The sequence below is a fragment of the Paracoccus sp. BR5-17 genome (genome assembly GCF_055693925.1).
Genome location: NZ_JBVFUV010000003.1, coordinates 1,315,277 through 1,332,908, shown reverse-complemented (window position 1 = coordinate 1,332,908; position 17,632 = coordinate 1,315,277). Strand labels below are relative to the sequence as shown.

General features: G+C 68.9%; 14 protein-coding genes and 2 pseudogenes. 8 read left to right on the top strand and 8 right to left on the bottom strand.

The window, feature by feature from the left end; genetic code table 11:
* The first annotated feature begins 25 nt into the window (after window positions 1–25).
* Complete coding sequence (locus ACZ1HC_RS08070; protein WP_472699527.1) at window positions 26–805, top strand: zinc-ribbon domain-containing protein; 780 nt, start codon at window positions 26–28, stop codon at window positions 803–805.
* Here ACZ1HC_RS08070 and ACZ1HC_RS08065 read toward each other — a convergent pair.
* The 3 genes and pseudogenes from ACZ1HC_RS08065 to argH form a co-directional block, all read right to left on the bottom strand.
* Window positions 806–3,230: pseudogene (locus ACZ1HC_RS08065) on the bottom strand (DUF4175 domain-containing protein).
* Window positions 3,231–3,346: 116 nt separating this feature from the next.
* Window positions 3,347–4,611: pseudogene (gene lysA / locus ACZ1HC_RS08060) on the bottom strand (diaminopimelate decarboxylase).
* A 147-nt stretch (window positions 4,612–4,758) separates the two neighbouring features.
* Window positions 4,759–6,162: an argininosuccinate lyase gene (gene argH, locus ACZ1HC_RS08055; protein WP_472699526.1), complete on the bottom strand. Its 1,404-nt coding sequence runs from the start codon at window positions 6,160–6,162 to the stop codon at window positions 4,759–4,761.
* Between the two features lie 23 nt (window positions 6,163–6,185).
* Here argH and ACZ1HC_RS08050 point away from each other — a divergent pair, with 23 nt between their 5' ends.
* From ACZ1HC_RS08050 to phbB, 4 genes are all read left to right on the top strand, one after another.
* The gene (locus ACZ1HC_RS08050) at window positions 6,186–6,734 is read left to right on the top strand and encodes a TlpA disulfide reductase family protein (protein WP_472699525.1); all 549 of its coding nucleotides are present in this window, start codon (window positions 6,186–6,188) and stop codon (window positions 6,732–6,734) included.
* Window positions 6,735–6,846: 112 nt separating this feature from the next.
* Window positions 6,847–7,665 carry an EAL domain-containing protein gene (locus tag ACZ1HC_RS08045; protein WP_472699524.1) on the top strand — a complete coding sequence of 273 codons (819 nt, stop codon included), beginning with the start codon at window positions 6,847–6,849 and terminating at the stop codon, window positions 7,663–7,665.
* A 99-nt stretch (window positions 7,666–7,764) separates the two neighbouring features.
* On the top strand, window positions 7,765–8,937 hold the full coding sequence (locus ACZ1HC_RS08040) for an acetyl-CoA C-acetyltransferase (RefSeq protein ID WP_472699523.1): 1,173 nt from the start codon (window positions 7,765–7,767) through the stop codon (window positions 8,935–8,937).
* 87 nt (window positions 8,938–9,024) lie between these two features.
* Complete coding sequence (gene phbB / locus ACZ1HC_RS08035; protein WP_472699522.1) at window positions 9,025–9,750, top strand: acetoacetyl-CoA reductase; 726 nt, start codon at window positions 9,025–9,027, stop codon at window positions 9,748–9,750.
* A gap of 74 nt (window positions 9,751–9,824) precedes the next feature.
* On the opposite strand, the gene ACZ1HC_RS08030 is transcribed toward phbB, so the two are convergent.
* Genes ACZ1HC_RS08030 through ACZ1HC_RS08020 form a run of 3 tightly spaced genes read right to left on the bottom strand, consistent with a single transcriptional unit; the run spans window position 9,825 to window position 11,010 of the window.
* The gene (locus ACZ1HC_RS08030) at window positions 9,825–9,989 is read right to left on the bottom strand and encodes a YdcH family protein (protein ID WP_472699521.1); all 165 of its coding nucleotides are present in this window, start codon (window positions 9,987–9,989) and stop codon (window positions 9,825–9,827) included.
* Window positions 9,990–10,049: 60 nt separating this feature from the next.
* Entirely contained in the window at window positions 10,050–10,808 is a 759-nt protein-coding gene (locus tag ACZ1HC_RS08025) for a tRNA1(Val) (adenine(37)-N6)-methyltransferase (protein WP_472699520.1), read from the bottom strand.
* Window positions 10,801–11,010, bottom strand: a complete 210-nt coding sequence (locus ACZ1HC_RS08020; RefSeq protein WP_472699519.1) for a putative signal transducing protein — start codon at window positions 11,008–11,010, stop codon at window positions 10,801–10,803. Before ACZ1HC_RS08020 ends, ACZ1HC_RS08025 begins: the two co-directional genes overlap by 8 nt.
* A 75-nt stretch (window positions 11,011–11,085) precedes the next feature.
* Between ACZ1HC_RS08020 and ACZ1HC_RS08015 the strand changes: the two genes are divergently transcribed.
* The 3 genes from ACZ1HC_RS08015 (at window position 11,086) to ACZ1HC_RS08005 (ending at window position 16,141) form a co-directional block, all read left to right on the top strand.
* Window positions 11,086–12,087: a polyprenyl synthetase family protein gene (locus ACZ1HC_RS08015; protein ID WP_472699518.1), complete on the top strand. Its 1,002-nt coding sequence runs from the start codon at window positions 11,086–11,088 to the stop codon at window positions 12,085–12,087.
* Between the two features lie 239 nt (window positions 12,088–12,326).
* Window positions 12,327–13,730, top strand: coding sequence for an ammonium transporter (locus ACZ1HC_RS08010; RefSeq protein ID WP_472699517.1), 1,404 nt, complete (start codon window positions 12,327–12,329; stop codon window positions 13,728–13,730).
* A gap of 158 nt (window positions 13,731–13,888) precedes the next feature.
* Window positions 13,889–16,141, top strand: coding sequence for a transglycosylase domain-containing protein (locus tag ACZ1HC_RS08005; protein WP_472699516.1), 2,253 nt, complete (start codon window positions 13,889–13,891; stop codon window positions 16,139–16,141).
* Window positions 16,142–16,214: 73 nt separating this feature from the next.
* On the opposite strand, the gene ACZ1HC_RS08000 is transcribed toward ACZ1HC_RS08005, so the two are convergent.
* Together ACZ1HC_RS08000 and ACZ1HC_RS07995 are read right to left on the bottom strand one after the other, a co-directional pair.
* Window positions 16,215–16,814: an MlaC/ttg2D family ABC transporter substrate-binding protein gene (locus ACZ1HC_RS08000; RefSeq protein ID WP_472699515.1), complete on the bottom strand. Its 600-nt coding sequence runs from the start codon at window positions 16,812–16,814 to the stop codon at window positions 16,215–16,217.
* Window positions 16,804–17,508, bottom strand: coding sequence for an MlaA family lipoprotein (locus ACZ1HC_RS07995; RefSeq protein WP_472699514.1), 705 nt, complete (start codon window positions 17,506–17,508; stop codon window positions 16,804–16,806). Before ACZ1HC_RS07995 ends, ACZ1HC_RS08000 begins: the two co-directional genes overlap by 11 nt.
* Between the last annotated feature and the right edge of the window lie 124 nt (window positions 17,509–17,632).

Genomic DNA, 17,632 nt, shown 5'->3' with positions numbered 1-17,632 from the left:
CCAAAAGGCGAATGCGAGGGCCGGCATGGCGGAAATACGGTTGATCTGTCCCGGCTGCGCGGCGGAATACCGCGTCCCCGACGCAGCCATTCCCCCCGGCGGGCGCGAGGTCGAGTGCAGCGCCTGCGGCCATGTCTGGCACGCGGCCCCCCAGCCTGGCGCCATCGGCCCCGACCCCCAACCGGCGGCCGAGCGGCCCACCGGCGGCGTTCCCCGGCTGAACCGCAGCCTGCCCGACAACGTGCTGGACATCCTGCGCGGCGAGGTCGAGCACGAGCGCCGCGCCCGTGCCGCCGAGGGCGCAGGAACCCGCCCGGCCCCCGCCGCCACGCCACCGGCACCCACGCCGGACGAGGACCCCCCCATCGCCGCGACCAGCCGCCCTGTCCGGCCCGAAAAGGCGGGTCCCGGAGAGAGGGGGACAACAGAGGCGGAGACGGCGGAGCCCGAGCCCGCGATGCCAGCGCCGGTCGGGCCGCAAGCCGCGCAGCCGGCGCCCCGGACGCCGGGGCTTGCACAGCTTGTCCCCGCCCAGGCGGCAGCCGTCGTCGCCCCGATCAGGAAGCCCGCGATCCGCGAGGACCGGCGCGACCGGCCCGCCCCTGCGGCGCAACCGGGCCGCAGCGCCTATGGCATGGGCTTCGGCCTGGCCCTGATCCTGGCGGCCGGCCTGGTGGCGCTGTATCTGCTGGCACCCCGGCTGGCCGATCAGGGGGCCCTGGGGGCGGTCCTGACGAACCTGCGCGACATCCTGGACGGGGCGCGGTTGTGGCTGCAGGACAGCCTGGGCAATCTGGTCGGCTGATCAGAACCGGTCCAGCAGGCGGCCCAGGTAGTCGCGTTCGTCCTGCGGGCGCTCGACCTGGCCGCTGCGGCGGCGGATTTCGTCCAGAAGGTCACGGGCGCGCTGGGCGGGATCCACGCCTTCGGCCAGGGGATTGCCGCCGGCGATGACATGGCCATTGCCGTCGCGCTGACGCCCCAGCGGATCCAGCGCGGGACGCTGGCCCATCGTCTGGCCCTGTCCGGCGCGGTCGCCGCCGCCCGGCTGCTGGCCGTCCTGCCCCTGCTGCTGTCCCTGCTGTCCCTGCTGGCCTTGCTGCCCCTGCTGGGCCAGCATGTCGCCCAGCGCGCGCATCCCCTCGCGCATCGACTGGATCGCATCGGCCTGCCGCTGCAGCGCCCCGCCGGTGTCGCCTTTGCGCAGCGCCTGTTCTGCCTCCTCCATGGCGCGGCCTGCCTCGTCAAGCTGGCGCCGCGCCTCGTCCCCGCCGGGGGATCCCTGGCCGGGCAGCAGGCCCTGCTGCTGGCCCAGTTCCTCGCGCAGTTGCCGCTGGCGGTCCGCCAGCCCCTGCGAGATCGGGCGAGGGCTGGCCCGGCTGGCCTTGCCCGAACTGTTCCTGCATGTCGCGGAAGGCGTCGTCCGACAGGCGCTGCTGTTCGCGCAGGGTGTCGGCCAGCCGGTTCATCGGCTGGTTGCCGCTGCTGCCCTCCTGGCCCTCGCCGCCGCCCTGCGCCTGACGGACCTGCAGGTTCTCCATCATGCGGTTGAACTGTTCCAGCAGCTCCTGGGCTTCGGCCATGCGGCCCTCGTTCATCAGGCGCTGGATCTCGTCCATCATCTGCTGGATCTGGTCGCCGGTGATCTGCTGGCCGGGCTGATCCTGCGTGAACCGCTCCGAGGGATCCTGCTGCTGGCCCTGCTGGGCCAGCATCTCGGTATAGGCGTCCGTGGCGGCCTTCAATTCGTCCATGAGCCGCTGGATCTCGTCGGGGCTGGCCCCGTTGCGGATCGCCTCGGACAGCTTTTCCTGGGCCTGGCGCATCCGTTCCAGCGCGTCGGACAGCCCGCCATCCTCAAGCAGCACGGCCGCCTGCCACAGCGCCTCGGCCAGATCGTCGCGGGCCTTGTCGGTCAGCGGATCGCCTTCCAACAGGGCGACGGCGCCGCGCAGTTCGCGGTAAAGCGCCTGTTCGACGAAGCCCTGAGGCTGCCAGGTCACGGCGCGCAGGATTTCCGCGCTGCGTCCGGCGTTGTCGCGCGACCACAACAGGTCGCGCCGCATCTCGATCAGCGCGGCGGCCAGCGGGTTGAAGAAGCGCCGCCCCGGCAGGACGGTGCGCATCGGCTGGGCCTCGCCCACCTGCTCGATGCCGTCCACGGCCCGCAGGCTGACGCTGACGGGAAGGTTGGCCCAGGGATGGCGGGACAGATCCTCGGTCAGCTGGCCCTGCACCTCGCGCCGGTCGCCGCGCGGCAGCGGCAGCGCCAATTCGACGGCGGGCCGCGGCTCGGGGTCGATCGCCAGCCCGTAGCGCCGATCGACGGCGGCCAGGTCAAGGGCGATCACCGCCTGTCCCAGGGCTATGCCGTGGTCGTCGCGGGCGGTGAAGTCCTGCACCATCCGGCCGTCGGCGCGGCGGACCGGCGCGGCGCCAGCCTGGATCACCGGTGCGCTGTCGGGCAGCACGGTCACCTCGAAGCGGCGCCCGGCAACCTCGATGCTGCCCGAGCTTTCGGCGCGGAATCCCGGCGCCTGCGGATCATCGCCTGTCGCGGGACCGACATCCTGGGCGACGGCGATCCCCTGCCCGTACAGCCGGAACGTCACCTCGCTGCCCTTGGGCAGTTCCAGGACCTGCCCTTCGGCAAGGGCGTTCAGATAAAGCGTCGGACGGCGGGTATAGGCGGGAGGCTCGGCCCAGCCCTCCCAGCTGGGGCCGCTCGGGGTCTGGTCGGTCGCCACCGGGCGGGACACGGTCGCGGCGATCGCCTCGATCCCCTGCCCCATCTGCGCGGCGCCGCCGAAGATCAGCGCCATGACAAGGGCCACCAGCCCGGCAAGGCGCAGCGCATAGGGATCGCGCCGCGTCAGGCCGGCATCGGGGCGCACGGCGCGCGCACGGGATGCCCGCTGCTGCATCTGCGCCAGATGCGCCTGCCACAGCGCCCCCTCGCCGCCGATCGCGGCGCGGTCGGTCAGGGCGGCCAGCGGACGGTCCGGCAGGGTCCGGTCCAGCCGGGCCATCGCCTCGGCCATCCGCACCCGGCGGAACCGCATCCCGCCGCGGATCGCGACCCAGATCAGCAGCAGAACCGCCGCCCCTGCCAGCCAGGGCAGGACGGGCTGCGGCACCCCGGCCACCACGCCCAGCGACAGGGCCGCGAAGACAAGCGCCAGCACGGTCGCCAGCGGCCAGAAGGCGCGGGCCGCCCGTTCCCAGACCATCCCCCAGCGGGTCAGGCGCAGGGCGCGGACGACCGGGCCGTTCTTCTGTGCGAAAATATCCCCGGGGGTCCGGGGGCCGGCAGCCCCCGGCCGGGGCGTCGCATCGTGGTGCCGCGTCAAAGCCATTCCGGGATGCTATCCCGCGCCAGCATTTCCTCAAACGTCGGCCTTGCCCTGATGACGGCGAAGTGATCGCCGCGCACCAGCACCTCCGGGACCAGCGGGCGCGAGTTGTATTCCGACGCCATCACCGCGCCATAAGCCCCCGCCGATCGGAACGCGATCAGATCGCCCGCCGCCGGATCGGGCAGATCCGCCCCCTTCTGGAAGGTGTCGCCCGATCTCGCAGACCGGTCCCACGACATCGAAGGGCCGCACCGGCGCGCCCGGGGCGGGTTCGACGACCGGAACGACGTCGTGATGGGCGCCGTACATGGCCGGGCGCAGCAGGTCGTTCATGGCCGCGTCCACGATCAGGAAGCGGCGCCCCTCGCCCTCCTTCACATAGATCACCCGGCTCAGCAGCACCCCGGCATTGCCGACGATGTTGCGGCCCGGCTCGATCTCGATCTCGCAGCCCAGATCGCCCACCGTCTCGCGGATCACCTGCCCGTATTCCAGCGGCAACGGGGGCGCGTTGTTGTCGCGCCGATAGGGGATCCCCAGCCCGCCGCCCAGATCCAGCCGGCTGATGGCGTGGCCATCGGCGCGCAGCGCGCGGGTCAGGTCAGCGACCTTTCCATAGGCGGCGCGGAACGGTTCGAGATCGGTCAGCTGGCTGCCGATATGCACGTCGATGCCCACCACCTGCAGCCCCGGCAGCGACGCCGCCTCGGCATAGACCTGGCGCGCGCGGGCGATGGGAATGCCGAACTTGTTCTCGGACTTGCCGGTGGCGATCTTCTCGTGGGTCCTGGCGTCGACGTCGGGATTGACGCGCACCGCCACCGGAACCGTGGCGCCCATGCCCGCCGCAAGATCGGACAGCGCCCGCATCTCGGGCTCGGATTCCAGGTTGAACTGGCGGATGCCGCCATCGATGGCCATGCGCATCTCGGGCAGGGTCTTGCCGACGCCGGAAAACACGATCCGTTCGCCCGGGACGCCCGCGGCCCGCGCCCGCGCGTATTCCCCCCGACACCACGTCCATGCCCGCGCCCAGATCGCCCAGCAGCTTCAGAACCGCCAGGTTGCTGTTCGACTTCACCGCAAAGCAGACCAGGTGGTCGGTCCAGTCAAGCGCCTGGCGGAACAGCCCGAAATGGCGCGTCAGCGTCGCCGCGGAATAGACATAGACGGGCGTGCCCACGTCGGCCGCGATGCGCGCCAGCGGCACGTCCTCGGCGCAAAGCTGGCCGCCGTGATAGTTGAAGTGGTCCACTACAGCTCCGTGATCACGCCCATCGTGGCGTGCCCCGAGATCGTGACGTTGGACTTCGGCTCGTTCCTGGGCGCCGCCGCCGGCCGTTCGGGGGGCCGTCCACGCCGCAGGCCGCCACCGCCGCCACCGCCAGAATCGCGATCCACTTCATGCCAGTTTTCCTTTCCAGCGGGTGATCTGCGCGCGCACCTGATCGGGCGCCGTGCCGCCATAGCTTTGCCGCGAGGCGACCGAATTGTGAACGCCCAGAACGCCGAACACCTTGTCGGTGATGCCAGCATGGACGGACTGCATGTCGTCCAGCGTCAGGTCGGGCAGGTCGCAGCCCTTCCGTTCGGCCAGGGCGACCAGCGATCCGGTGACATGGTGGGCGTCCCGGAACGGCAGGCCAAGCTCTCGCACCAGCCAGTCGGCCAGATCCGTCGCGGTCGAGAACCCGGCCGAGGCCGCGGCCTCCATCCGGTCGCGATGGGCGGTCAGGTCGGACAGCATCCCGGTCATCGCCGCAAGCGCCAGCATCAGGTGGTCGGCGGCGTCGAAGACCTGCTCCTTGTCCTCCTGCATGTCCTTCGAATAGGCCAGCGGCAGGCCCTTCATCACCGTGAACAGAGCGACCGTCGCCCCCAGGATGCGGCCGATCTTGGCGCGGATCAGTTCGGCCGCGTCGGGGTTGCGCTTCTGCGGCATGATCGAGCTGCCGGTGGACCACTTGTCCGACATCGACACGAAGCGGAACTGGGCCGATGACCAGATCACCAGCTCCTCGGCCAGCCGCGACAGGTGGACCGCGCAGATGCTGGCCGCCGACAGGAACTCCAGGGCGAAGTCGCGGTCCGACACCGCGTCCAGGCTGTTGGCCATTGGCGCCTCGAAGCCCAGCGCCTCGGCGGTGGCGTGGCGGTCGATGGGATAGCCGGTGCCGGCCAGGGCGGCGGCGCCCAGGGGCGATTCGTTCATCCGCCGGCGGGCATCCTGAAAGCGCGACAGGTCGCGGCCGAACATTTCCACATAGGCCATCATGTGATGGCCCCAGGTGACCGGCTGTGCGGTCTGCAGATGGGTGAAACCGGGCATCACCCAGTCCGCGCCCGCCTCGGCCTGGGCCAGCGCGGCGCGGATCAGCGCGCGCAGCGCGTCGGTCACGCCGTCGCACTGGTCGCGCACCCACAGCCGGAAGTCGGTGGCCACCTGGTCGTTCCTGGACCGGCCGGTATGCAGACGGCCCGCAGGTTCGCCGATGATCTCCTTCAGCCGGGCTTCCACGTTCATGTGGATGTCTTCCAGTTCGGTGCGGAAGGGGAAATCGCCCGCCTCGATCTCTGACAAGACGGTGAGCAGCCCTTCCCTGATTGCCCGCGCATCGCTATCGCTGATGATGCCTTGTGCGGCCAGCATCGCCGCATGGGCCCGGCTGCCCCGGATGTCCTGGGCATAGAGCCGCCGGTCGAAGCCGATCGAGGCGTTGATCGCCTCCATGATCGCGTCGGGACCTGCGGCAAACCGCCCGCCCCACATGCTGTTGGCGGAATCCTGTTGCGGCCGGTCGGTCATAGGCGCGTCCTTCGGAGGTCTTCATGCTGCGTTCCGCCCTGCTTTATACGGCACTGGTTTTGGGTGCAAACGCCGCCTGCGCGGGCGCGGTGGACTGGCAGGCCGCGCGCGACGCGGGCCTGGTCAAGCTGGTCCCGGCCGAAGAGCCCCTGCCGGTCTCCGACGCGGAATTCACCGATCCCGAAGGCGGCGCGCACAGCCTGGCCGACTATCGCGGCAAGGTCGTTCTGCTGAACTTCTGGGCCACCTGGTGCGCCCCCTGCCGAGAGGAGATGCCCTCGCTGGACGCGCTTCAGGCCGAGATGGGCGGCGAGGATTTCCAGGTCGTGGCGGTGGCGACGGGGCGCAACGACCCCGAAAACATCGACAGGTTCTACGCGGAAACCGGGCTTCGGAACCTGCCCGTCCTGCTGGATCCGCGCCAGCAGCTGGCGCGCGGCATGGGCGTGCTGGGCCTGCCGGTGACGGTCCTGATCGACCGCGACGGCCACGAGGTCGCCCGCCTGCTGGGCGAAGCGGACTGGAACAGCGGACCGGCCAGGGAGGTCATCCGCCAACTGCTGGCCGACTAGGGTCGGGACCGCGCCGTTAACCGTCAATCCAAAAATCCCTGCCGGTTTACCGCATATTAGGCGATTATCGCCATAACTGATTGTGGTGTGATTGGGTGACAAGGGATCAGACGTGACAAACGCGAACCAACCCGGCAAGGGATCCCCGCTGGACTTCGCCGTGGACCAGCAAAGCAGGCTGACGCTGCCGGCGGTGCGGCTGGCGGTGGAACGGGGCAATGGCGTGCTGGCCTTCCAGCCCGTCGTGCAGGCGGAGCGCACGAGCCGTCCCGCCTTCTACGAAGGGCTGATCCGCATCATCGACGAATCGGGCCGGATGGTGCCGCTGCGCGACTTCATGCCGGCGGCCGAAACCACGGAACTGGGGCGCCAGATCGACTGCCTGTCGCTGTCGCTGGGCCTCAAGGCGCTTTCCGAAGAACCGTCGCTTCGCCTGTCGATCAACATGTCGGCGCGTTCGATCGGCTATCCGGCCTGGATGGACACCCTGCGCCGCGGCGTGTCGGCCAATCCCCAGGCCGCCGAAAGGCTGATCCTGGAGATCACCGAAAGCTCGGCCATGGACATGCCCGACGACGTGAAGGCCTTCATGCGCGAGGTGCAGCGATACGGGATCGGGCTGGCGCTTGACGATTTCGGCGCGGGCTACACCTCGTTCCGCTATCTGCGCGACTTCTGCTTCGACATGATCAAGATCGACGGGCAGTTCATCCGCGAGATCTCGACCCACCCCGACAACCAGGTGCTGACGCGGGCGCTGATGTCGATCGCACAGCACTTCGACATGTTCACCGTGGCCGAAATGGTGGAAACCGCCGACGACGCCAGCTTCCTGATCGACAGCGGCATCGACTGCCTGCAGGGATACTACTTCGGCGCGCCGACCATCGCGCCCCCCTGGAAGTCTCCGCCCTCGGTCGCGCTGCGCTAGAGGCGGGCCGGTTCCGGCCGATCTGCTTGACGCCAAGGCATGAACCCGCATCCTGTCCCTGATTCGCCACTTGTCTGGCATCAAGGGAAGGAGCCCGTCATGACCAAAGCCGTAATCGTGTCTGCCGCCCGCACCCCGGTCGGCAGCTTCATGGGATCGTTCGCCAATGTCCCGGCGCATGATCTGGGCGCTGCCGTCCTGAAAGAGGTCGTGGCCCGGGCCGGGATCGACCCGGCCGAGGTCAGCGAGACGATCCTGGGCCAGGTCCTGACGGCGGGCCAGGGCCAGAACCCGGCCCGCCAGGCGCATATCCGGGCGGGCCTGCCGCAGGAATCGGCGGCCTGGGGGATCAACCAGGTCTGCGGATCCGGCCTGCGGGCCGTGGCGCTTGCCGCGCAGCACGTGATTCTGGGCGACGCCAAGGTGGTGCTGGCGGGCGGCCAGGAAAGCATGTCGATGTCGATGCACGCGACCTATCTGCGCGCGGGGCAGAAGATGGGCGACATGCAGATGGTCGACACCATGATCCGCGACGGGCTGTGGGACGCCTTCAACAATTACCACATGGGCACCACGGCGGAAAACGTGGCGCAGAAATGGCAGATCAGCCGCGACCAGCAGGACGAATTCGCGCTGGCCTCGCAGAACAAGGCCGAGGCCGCGCAGAAGGCCGGCCGCTTCGACGACGAGATCGTGGGCTTCACCGTCAAGACGCGCAAGGGCGACACGGTGGTGGACAAGGACGAATACATCCGCCACGGCGCCACCATCGACGCCATGCAGAAGCTGCGCCCGGCATTCTCCAGGGACGGCTCGGTCACGGCCGGCAACGCCTCGGGGCTGAACGACGGGGCCGCGGCGGTGATGGTAATGACCGAGGACGAGGCCAGCCGCCGCGGCTTGACGCCGCTGGCGCGCATCGCGTCCTGGGCCACCGCCGGGCTTGATCCGGCGATCATGGGCACGGGGCCGATCCCCGCCAGCCGCAAGGCCCTGGAAAAGGCCGGCTGGTCCGTGGGCGATCTGGACCTGGTCGAGGCGAACGAGGCTTTCGCCGCCCAGGCCTGCGCCGTGAACAAGGACATGGGCTGGGATCCTGACATCGTCAACGTGAACGGCGGCGCCATCGCCATCGGCCACCCCATCGGCGCCTCGGGCTGCCGGGTCCTGAACACCCTTCTGTTCGAGATGAAGCGCCGCGACGCGAAGAGGGGTCTGGCCACGCTGTGCATCGGCGGGGGCATGGGCGTGGCGATGTGCATCGAACGCTAAGGCTGGCAGGGACGCGCAACGATGTTGCGCGTCGCCATCTTGCCTTGTAGCAATATTTCTGGAACGACAGATTTAAGGGGGAGATTCATGTCCAGGGTTGCTCTTGTCACCGGGGGCTCGCGCGGGATCGGCGCGGCGATCTCGAAGGCTCTTCAGGAGGCCGGCTATACCGTCGCCGCCACCTATGCGGGCAATGACGACGCCGCGAAAGCCTTCACGGACGAAACCGGCATCAGGACCTACAAATGGTCCGTCGCCGATTATGACGCCTGCGCCGACGGCATCAGGCGGATCGAGGAAGAGGTCGGACCCATCGACGTCCTGGTCAACAACGCGGGAATCACCCGCGACGCCATGTTTCACAGGATGACGCCGCAGCAGTGGAAAGAGGTCATCGACACCAACCTGACCGGCCTGTTCAACATGACCCATCCGGTCTGGACGGGGATGCGCGACCGCAAGTTCGGCCGCATCATCAACATCAGCTCGATCAACGGGCAGAAGGGCCAAGCGGGGCAGGCGAACTATTCCGCCGCCAAGGCGGGCGACCTGGGCTTCACCAAGGCCCTGGCCCAGGAAGGCGCACGGGCCGGCATCACCGTCAACGCGATCTGCCCGGGATATATCGGCACCGAGATGGTCAAGGCCATCGACGAAAAGGTGCTGAACGAAAGGATCATCCCGCAGATCCCGGTGGGCCGGCTGGGCGAACCCGAGGAGATCGCCCGGATCGTCGTGTTCCTGGCCTCTGACGATGCAGGCTTCATCACCGGATCGACGGTCAGCGCCAACGGCGGCCAGTTCTTCGTCTGACGCCAAGCCGCGAAAAGAACGCGGCCCGCGCAATCGCGCGGGCCGTTTCCATTCCGTCGCCCCCTCGGGCGGGTTCAGTGGGACAGTCGGGAGATTTCTTCCTTGAGACGAAGTTTCTCGCGCTTCATGGCCTTGATCTGCGTGTCGCTGGATCCAGGGCTTCTCTGTTCTCTTTCAACGGCATCGGAAAGCATCTGGTGTTTCTTGCGCAGTTCCTCGACGTGGGAAGCAACCGACATCGCGTCCTCCTGTATAGGTTGAGTAGAACAGGGCAATTGCAGCACAGACTGGTGATTCTGTCACGAGGGTTTTGCCAACAGCCCGGTCAATGGCGAACCCTCGCGCAGGACGGCCGAGGCGGCGGGCGTCAGATCCTCGCCATCGCCGGGATGGGCGGCCGCAGGGTGCATGACGAAGGGCGCCAGAAGGCGCAGCGGACCCCGCGCGCCCTTCTGCGCCTGGACGATCACCCGCCCGGCCTCGCGCCCCGGCCGGCCGGCGACGGGCAGGATCGCCACCGACCCGGCGCGTCCCCGCAGGCCCTCCAGGATCGCGTCCAGCCGGTCGGCCCGCTGGATCAGCGTCACCATGCCGCGGGGCTTCAGGCGCCGCAGCGCGGTGTCGATCCAGGCGGCCAGCGGCGTCTGCTCGCGCCGGGCCAGGGCGCGCCCGCCGTCAGGCGCCGGCGTGCCGCCCAGGAAATAGGGCGGGTTGGCGATGACGTGGTCGAAATCCTGCGCCCGAAGCCCGTCCGGAGGACGGGCCACGTCCCCCGTCAGGACCTGCATGGCGATGCCGTTGGAAGCGGCGTTCAGCCGCGCAAGCCGGGCATAGTCCTCCTGCTGCTCAAGCCCCAGAAGCTGCAGCCCGGGCACGCGCCAGGCCAGGCACAGGCTGGCCACGCCCGCCCCGCAGCCCAGTTCCAGAACCGCCTGCCCCGCCCGCGCCGGACAGGCCGCGGCCAGCATCACCGCATCGGCGCCCGACCGGAAGCCCCGCCGGGGCTGCAGGACGCGCAGCCGTCCCCCCAGAAAGCCGTCGTCGGAAAGCTCAGTCATCCAGACCGGCGTCGCGCAGGATGGCGCGGGCCATGAACTCGTCCCGGTCCGCCACCATCAGCCGCTGCGGCAGGATGCCCAGCGATCCCTCCAGCACGCTCATGTGCTGATCCAAGGGAAAGGCCGGGATTCCCTCGTGTTCCAGCAGGCCGATGGCACGGGACATGCGGATGGGATCGTTGCTGCGGAACAGTTCTTTCATGGCCCGAACGCTAGGCGGCGGTTGCGCAATTGTCGAGGGCATGGCAAGGGACGGGCGCTGCAGGGGGATAAGGCGATGGGTGTGCAGGAGAACGTCCAGAAACCGCTGGATCGGCTGTCCGAGGCGCTTGGCGCCGAAATGGAGGCGGTCAACGCGCTGATCCGCGACCGCATGGCCAGCGAGAACGCCCCCCGCATCCCCGAGGTGACGGCGCATCTGATCGAGGCCGGCGGCAAGCGGCTGCGTCCCATGCTGACCCTGGCCGCGGCCCGGGTGATGGGCTATGACGGCCCCTTCCACATCCACCTGGCCGCCACGGTCGAGTTCATCCATACCGCCACCCTGCTGCATGACGACGTGGTGGACGAAAGCCGCCAGCGGCGCGGGCGCCCCACGGCGAACCTGCTGTGGGACAACAAGTCCAGCGTGCTGGTCGGCGACTACCTGTTCGCGCGCAGCTTCCAGCTGATGGTGGAACCCGGCAACCTGCGCACGCTGGAGATCCTGTCGAACGCCGCCGCCACCATCGCCGAGGGCGAGGTGCTGCAACTCACCGCCGCCCAGGATCTGCGCACGGACGAGGGCATCTATCTGAAGGTCGTCCGGGGCAAGACGGCGGCGCTCTTTTCCGCCGCGACCGAGGTGGGGGGCGTGATCTCGGGCGCCTCGGCGGGCCAGGTGCAGGCGCTGTTCGACTATGGCGACGCGCTGGGCATCGCCTTCCAGATCGTCGATGACCTGCTGGATTACGGCGGCGCGACCGAGACCATCGGCAAGAACGTCGGCGACGACTTCCGCGAACGCAAGCTGACCCTGCCCGTCATCAAGGCGGTCGCCCGGGCCACCCCCGAGGAGCGCGCCTTCTGGTCGCGCACCATCGAGAAGGGCGAACAGGGCGACGGCGATCTGGAACGGGCGCTGGCGCTGCTGGCGCGCCACGGCGCGATGGAGGCGGCACGCGCCGATGCGCTGCGCTGGTCGGCCACCGCCAAGGCCGCGCTGTCCAGGCTGCCCGCGCATCCGATCCGCGAGATGCTGTCCGATCTGGCGGATTTCGTGGTCAGCCGCGTCGCCTGAGGGCGTCCCGCCGCCGTTCGCCCTTCGGGCGGGTCATGACGCGTCCTGCACGGGATGCGGGCATCGGCGGAACCGGCGCTGCCCATGTTTCGGGCGAAAGCCGCCTGCCGCGCCGCCCAAACGGGCAATTCCTGTCTGAACCCGCCCCTGGCTTGCCCGAAGCCTGTGCAGCCCCGAAGCCGCGCCCCATGAAAGGGCGACGGCGGCGCGTCCGGTGCCGCATGGAAGGGGATTTGATGATGACAAGGGCTGCTCCCTTTATTGCCGGCGCCGCGATGCTGCTTGCGGCGCCCTCGTTCGCGCAGGATGCCGCCATGGCGGTCGAGGCCGCCGCTCCGGTGCCGGACAAGGGCGACACCACCTGGATGCTGGTCTCGGCGATCCTGGTGATGATGATGACGCTGCCGGGGCTGGCGCTGTTCTATGGCGGGCTGGTCCGGGCCAAGAACATGCTGTCGGTGCTGATGCAGGTGCTGACGGTGTTCAGCCTGATCGCGATCCTCTGGGTGGCCTTCGGATATTCGCTGGCCTTCACCGGCGCCGCCACGGCCGACGAGGCGACGGTCCTGACCCCCTATGTCGGCGGGCTGTCGAAGATGTTCCTGGGGGGCGTGACCACGGCCTCGAACGTCGAAGGCTTCACCGCGGGCGTGGTGATCCCGGAACTGTCCTTCGTGATCTTCCAGATGGCCTTCGCCTGCATCGCCTCGGCGCTGATCGTCGGCGCCACGGCCGAGCGGCTGAAGTTCAGCGCGATCCTGCTGTTCGTGGTGATCTGGTTCTTCCTGTCCTACATCCCGATGGCGCACATGGTCTGGTGGTGGGGCGGCCCCAGCGCCTATGACGCGCCCTCGGGGCTGCTGTTCGGGCACGGCGCGCTGGATTTCGCGGGCGGCACGGTCATCCACATCAATGCCGGCGTCGCGGGCCTTGTCGCCGCGATGGTCGCGGGTCCGCGCCTGGGCTATCGCAAGGAACTGCTGGCGCCCCACAACCTGACCTTCACCCTGGTGGGCGGCTGCCTGCTGTGGATCGGCTGGTTCGGCTTCAACGCCGGCTCGAACCTCGAGGCAAACGGCCTGACCGCGCTGGCGATGATCAACACCGCCGTGGCGACCGCCGCCGGCGTGCTGGCCTGGTCCTTCGGGGAATGGGCGTTCCGCGGCCATCCCAGCCTGCTGGGCGGCATCTCGGGGGCGATCGCGGGCCTTGTTGGCATCACCCCGGCGGCGGGCTTCGTGGGCCCGATGGGCGCCATCGCCATCGGCCTGATCGCCGGCCTGCTGTGCATGTGGTTCGTCATCAGCATGAAGCCGCGCATGGGCATCGACGACAGCCTGGACGTCTTCGGCATCCACGGCATCGGCGGCATCGTCGGGGCGATCCTGACGGGGGTCTTCGCGGCCCCTTCGCTGGGGGGCACGGGTGTCTTCGACTACGGCGCGAACGCGGTGGCGCCGTTCTCGATGGGCGGACAGGTCTATAACCAGACGCTGGGCGTGGTGATCGCGATCATCTGGTCGGGCGTGGTGTCCTTCGTGGCGATCCACATCGTCAAGGCGCTGATCGGGCTGCGGGTGGCCGATGCCGATGAACGCCAGGGCCTCGACATCACCACCCACGGCGAGAACGCCTACAACTGACGGCGAACCCCCCAGGCGGCCCGGCGCAGTCCCGCCGGGCCTTTTCCATGGACAAATCACGGATCGGTGCGGGCAATTCCCCTGCGGGGATTCTTCGTGTAGGGTTCCGCGCAATTCGGCCGGTGAACGGCCCTGGGCAGTTACGCAGGCAGCGACGCATGAAACGACCGACCGGCACCCCCAAGCGCACGGGCCGCAGCCCTGTTGCCGACAAGCGCATGCCCGAACCGGACCACAAACCCACGGTGCGCCGCCACAAGGCCCCGGCCCGGCGCGGCAACATCGTGTTCCGCACCGTCGCCGGGACGGTCAGCCTGATCTGGCGTATCCTCTGGGGCTCGCTCTGGCGGCTGGCGATGGTCCTGGTGCTGATCGTCGGCGGCGCCACCGCCTATTTCTATGCCAGCCTGCCCGAACCCGAGGCCCTGTTCGACGCCCGCGCGCGCGGATCCGTCACCATGCTGGACACCAACGGCAAGGTCTTTGCCTGGCGTGGGGAAACCTACGGCGCCGTCACCAGCGACAGGATCGCGCCGGTCCTGAAGGAAGCCGTGATCGCGACCGAGGATCGCCGCTTCAACTGGCATTTCGGCGTCGATCCGGTCGGCATCGCCAGCGCCATCAAGATCAACCTGGCCGCAGGGCGCGGCCCGCTGGAAGGGAACGGCGGCTCGACCATCACCCAGCAGGTGGCGAAACTGTTGTGCCTGGGCGACAGCTTCGACCCGATCCGCTGGAAGAACGAGGCCGAGTTCGAGGCGGACTGCCGCGTGACCAGCCTGTGGCGCAAGATCAAGGAAGTGCCCTATGCCTTCGCCCTGGAAGCCAAGTATTCCAAGGACGACATCCTCAACATCTACATGAACCGCTCGTACATGGGCGGCGGCGCGCGGGGCTTCGAGGCCGCCAGCCAGCGCTATTTCAACAAGCCCGCCTCGGACGTGAACGCCGCCGAGGCCGCGATGCTGGCGGGTCTTCTGCAGGCGCCCAGCTATTTCGCGCCGACCGCAAGCCTGGAGCGCGCCCAGAACCGCGCCAGCGTCGTCCTGGGCCTGATGACCGAGGAAGGCTACCTGACCCCGGCCGAGGCCGAACAGGCCCGCGCCAACCCGGCCCGGCTGTCGCAGGCGGCCGAGGCGCGGGCAGGGGGCTATTTCGCGGACTGGGTGATGGAATCGGGGCCGGGCTTTCTGACCAGCGAAACGACCGAGGACGTGACGATCCGCACCACCTTCGATCCGCGCATCCAGACCGCGGCCGAACGCGCGCTGAAGCGGATCTTCGATGAAAAGGTCAGCGAGGACAGCAAGGCCGAGGCCGCGGTGGTGGTGATGTCCGCCGATGGCGCCGTGCGCGCGATGATCGGCGGACGCGACACGACCGTGAACGGCGCCTTCAACCGCGCCGTCCAGGCCAAGCGGCAGACGGGGTCGGCCTTCAAGCCTTTCGTTTATGCCGCCGCCCTGGAAGCGGGCTACAGCCCGGGCGACCGGGTCGAGGACGGGCCGCTGACCATCCGCATCCCCGGCGGACGCCCCTGGTCGCCCCAGAACTATACCCGCCGCTATTACGGCAACGTCACGCTGACCACTGCCCTGAAGCAGTCGTTGAACACCGCGACGATCCGGCTGCAGGAAGCCGTGGGCCGCGATCTGGTGCGCCGCATCGCCCACGACTTCGGCATCGTCAGCAACCTGACCACCAGCCCATCGCTGGGCCTGGGGGCGTCGGAAGCCACGCTGATGGAACTGACCGGCGCCTATGCGGGGATCCGCAACGGCGGCACCTCGGTGGCGCCCTACGGCCTTGTGGAACTGCGCATCGCCGGCGACGACCAGCCGCTGATGGGGCAGTCGGGCGGCATGGGCGCGCGCGTCATCAGCCAGCGCGCGGCAGGACAGTTGATCTACATGATGCAGCAGGTGATCGACAGCGGCACCGGCACCCGCGCCAAGATGGGGTCGCGCCCGGTCGCCGGAAAGACCGGCACCACCAGCAGCTATCGCGATGCCTGGTTCGTGGGCTTTTCCGAACAATACGTGGTCGGCGTCTGGATGGGCTATGACGACAACACGCCGCTGAAGGGGGTGACCGGCGGCGGCCTGCCCGCCGAGATCTGGCAGGCGGTGATGACCGACATCCACGAGGGCCTGCCCGAGTTGCCGCTGTCCACGGTCTCGCCGGACGGCAGCGGCATCCTGCTGTCGAACGACGGGGCCCCGCGGGTGGTCACCTCGGGCTCTGCCGACGATCCGCTGGCGGCGGCGCTGGCGGGGGCGGTGAACGCGGCCAATCCCGCGCCCTCCGTGCCGACCCAGGCCGCGGCGCCGCGGACCCCGGGCGAAAGCAGCACCGCCAGTTCGGACGACGCCCTGAGCCAGGCCCTGAACGGGATCCTCGGGGGGAACTAGGGCCGGCCCGCCGGGCGGTCCGGCAGAAGGACAGCCCTGCGGCCGCCCGTCGCGGCCGCCTTGGATGCCAGCCCTATCCCGCCGCCTGCAGGTCTGCCGTCAGCGCCGCCATGTCGCCGCGGCGGGCGGTCAGCATGGCACTGATCTCGGCGCGTTCGCTGGCCAGCATGTTCACGCCCTCGATGATGATGTTGAAGAACTTGTCCCGGCCGGACTTGTTGGACACATGCCACTCGACCTCCATCGGGGCGCGCCCGTTGAGGTAGGCGACCGAGGTCACGGCGTAGAAGCTTTTCAGTGGCCGGGCGCCGGTGACCTCGATCCGCGAGCCGATGAACTCGCGGAACCGCTTTCCGTATTTGCGGCCGATATAGCCCTGGAACGCTTGGGTATAGGCGGCCAGCGCCCGGGCATCGGCCTGCCGGGCGGCGGGTCCAAGCGCCGATCGCGCGATCACGTCCACATCGGCGTAGCGCGCGAAGATCGCCTCGAAGTCGCGGTACATCTGCGCAGGCTGGGCGCCGGAATTGATGACCCGGTAGACCTCGCCCAGGGCGGTGTCGATCAGCGCATGGGCCTGTCCGGCGTCCAGCGACCAGCCGCGCGCCGGCATCAGCGACAGGGCCGCCGCCCCGCCGATCAGCGCCAGGAAGCCGCGCCGGTCATTCGGCATAGGGGTCGATGACATCGGTCGCGGCGGCATCGGCATATGGGTCAATCTCGGCCCCTCCTTGGTTCAGTTCGTGCCGGCGGTGCATCAGATAGATCAGCCGCACCTGCGCATAGCTATCCGCGCTGTCCTGCAGAACGCTATCCACCGTGTCGCGGAAACGGGCGCGTTCACCAGCTTTTGAGGCTGCCCGCAGGCCAAAAGCCGCCCATGCGGCATCCGGGTGCAGCAGGTGATGAAGCGGGTCGATCACCAGATCCACGACCTTGCCCGCCGCGTCGCGCTGCGTCGAAGGACCAAGAACCGGAAGCTCCAGATAGGCGCCTTCCGGCACACCCCAGACGGCCAGCGTTTCGCCGAAATCGGTGTCCCGTTCGGGCAGGCCGAAGTCCTGTCCCGCCGGATCCAGCAACCCGCCGATTCCCAGCGTGCTATTGACCGCAAAGCGGAAAAAGTTCCTGACCGCGGGTTCGGGACGGCCCTGGAGAAGGCTGTTCACCACCTTCCCCGGCAGCGAGAGGTTCGCGCCCGCATTGATGACAAGATCCATCGCGCCGGTCTGGCCCGGGGCCTTGTCCGGCGACGACAGCAGGTTCGAGACCGGGCCGATCACCTGCCGGTCCAGGCCCTTGTTGAAGGCGTGGACGCGACGGTTCTGCGCCTCGAACGGGTCGTTGACGCGAATGCCGTCCTGCATCACAGGTTCCGACGCGCAGCCCGCCAGAATCACCCCAAGGGCCAGCGGGACGATCAGGGACAAGGGACGCAAAGGATCTCCTAACCTTTTCGGAATAAGACGGGGCATGACCGGCCAGGATCAT

Excerpts from the sequence above, each read along its gene's own strand:
- ACZ1HC_RS08070 (WP_472699527.1), top strand. The coding sequence starts at position 26 with ATGGCGGAAATACGGTTGATCTGTCCCGGCTGCGCGGCGGAATACCGC.
- argH (WP_472699526.1), bottom strand. The coding sequence starts at position 6,162 with ATGACCGACCGGCCGCAACAGGATTCCGCCAACAGCATGTGGGGCGGG.
- ACZ1HC_RS08050 (WP_472699525.1), top strand. The coding sequence starts at position 6,186 with ATGCTGCGTTCCGCCCTGCTTTATACGGCACTGGTTTTGGGTGCAAAC.
- ACZ1HC_RS08040 (WP_472699523.1), top strand. The coding sequence starts at position 7,765 with ATGACCAAAGCCGTAATCGTGTCTGCCGCCCGCACCCCGGTCGGCAGC.
- phbB (WP_472699522.1), top strand. The coding sequence starts at position 9,025 with ATGTCCAGGGTTGCTCTTGTCACCGGGGGCTCGCGCGGGATCGGCGCG.
- ACZ1HC_RS08030 (WP_472699521.1), bottom strand. The coding sequence starts at position 9,989 with ATGTCGGTTGCTTCCCACGTCGAGGAACTGCGCAAGAAACACCAGATG.
- ACZ1HC_RS08025 (WP_472699520.1), bottom strand. The coding sequence starts at position 10,808 with ATGACTGAGCTTTCCGACGACGGCTTTCTGGGGGGACGGCTGCGCGTC.
- ACZ1HC_RS08020 (WP_472699519.1), bottom strand. The coding sequence starts at position 11,010 with ATGAAAGAACTGTTCCGCAGCAACGATCCCATCCGCATGTCCCGTGCC.
- ACZ1HC_RS08015 (WP_472699518.1), top strand. The coding sequence starts at position 11,086 with ATGGGTGTGCAGGAGAACGTCCAGAAACCGCTGGATCGGCTGTCCGAG.
- ACZ1HC_RS08010 (WP_472699517.1), top strand. The coding sequence starts at position 12,327 with ATGACAAGGGCTGCTCCCTTTATTGCCGGCGCCGCGATGCTGCTTGCG.
- ACZ1HC_RS08005 (WP_472699516.1), top strand. The coding sequence starts at position 13,889 with ATGAAACGACCGACCGGCACCCCCAAGCGCACGGGCCGCAGCCCTGTT.
- ACZ1HC_RS08000 (WP_472699515.1), bottom strand. The coding sequence starts at position 16,814 with ATGCCGAATGACCGGCGCGGCTTCCTGGCGCTGATCGGCGGGGCGGCG.
- ACZ1HC_RS07995 (WP_472699514.1), bottom strand. The coding sequence starts at position 17,508 with ATGCAGGACGGCATTCGCGTCAACGACCCGTTCGAGGCGCAGAACCGT.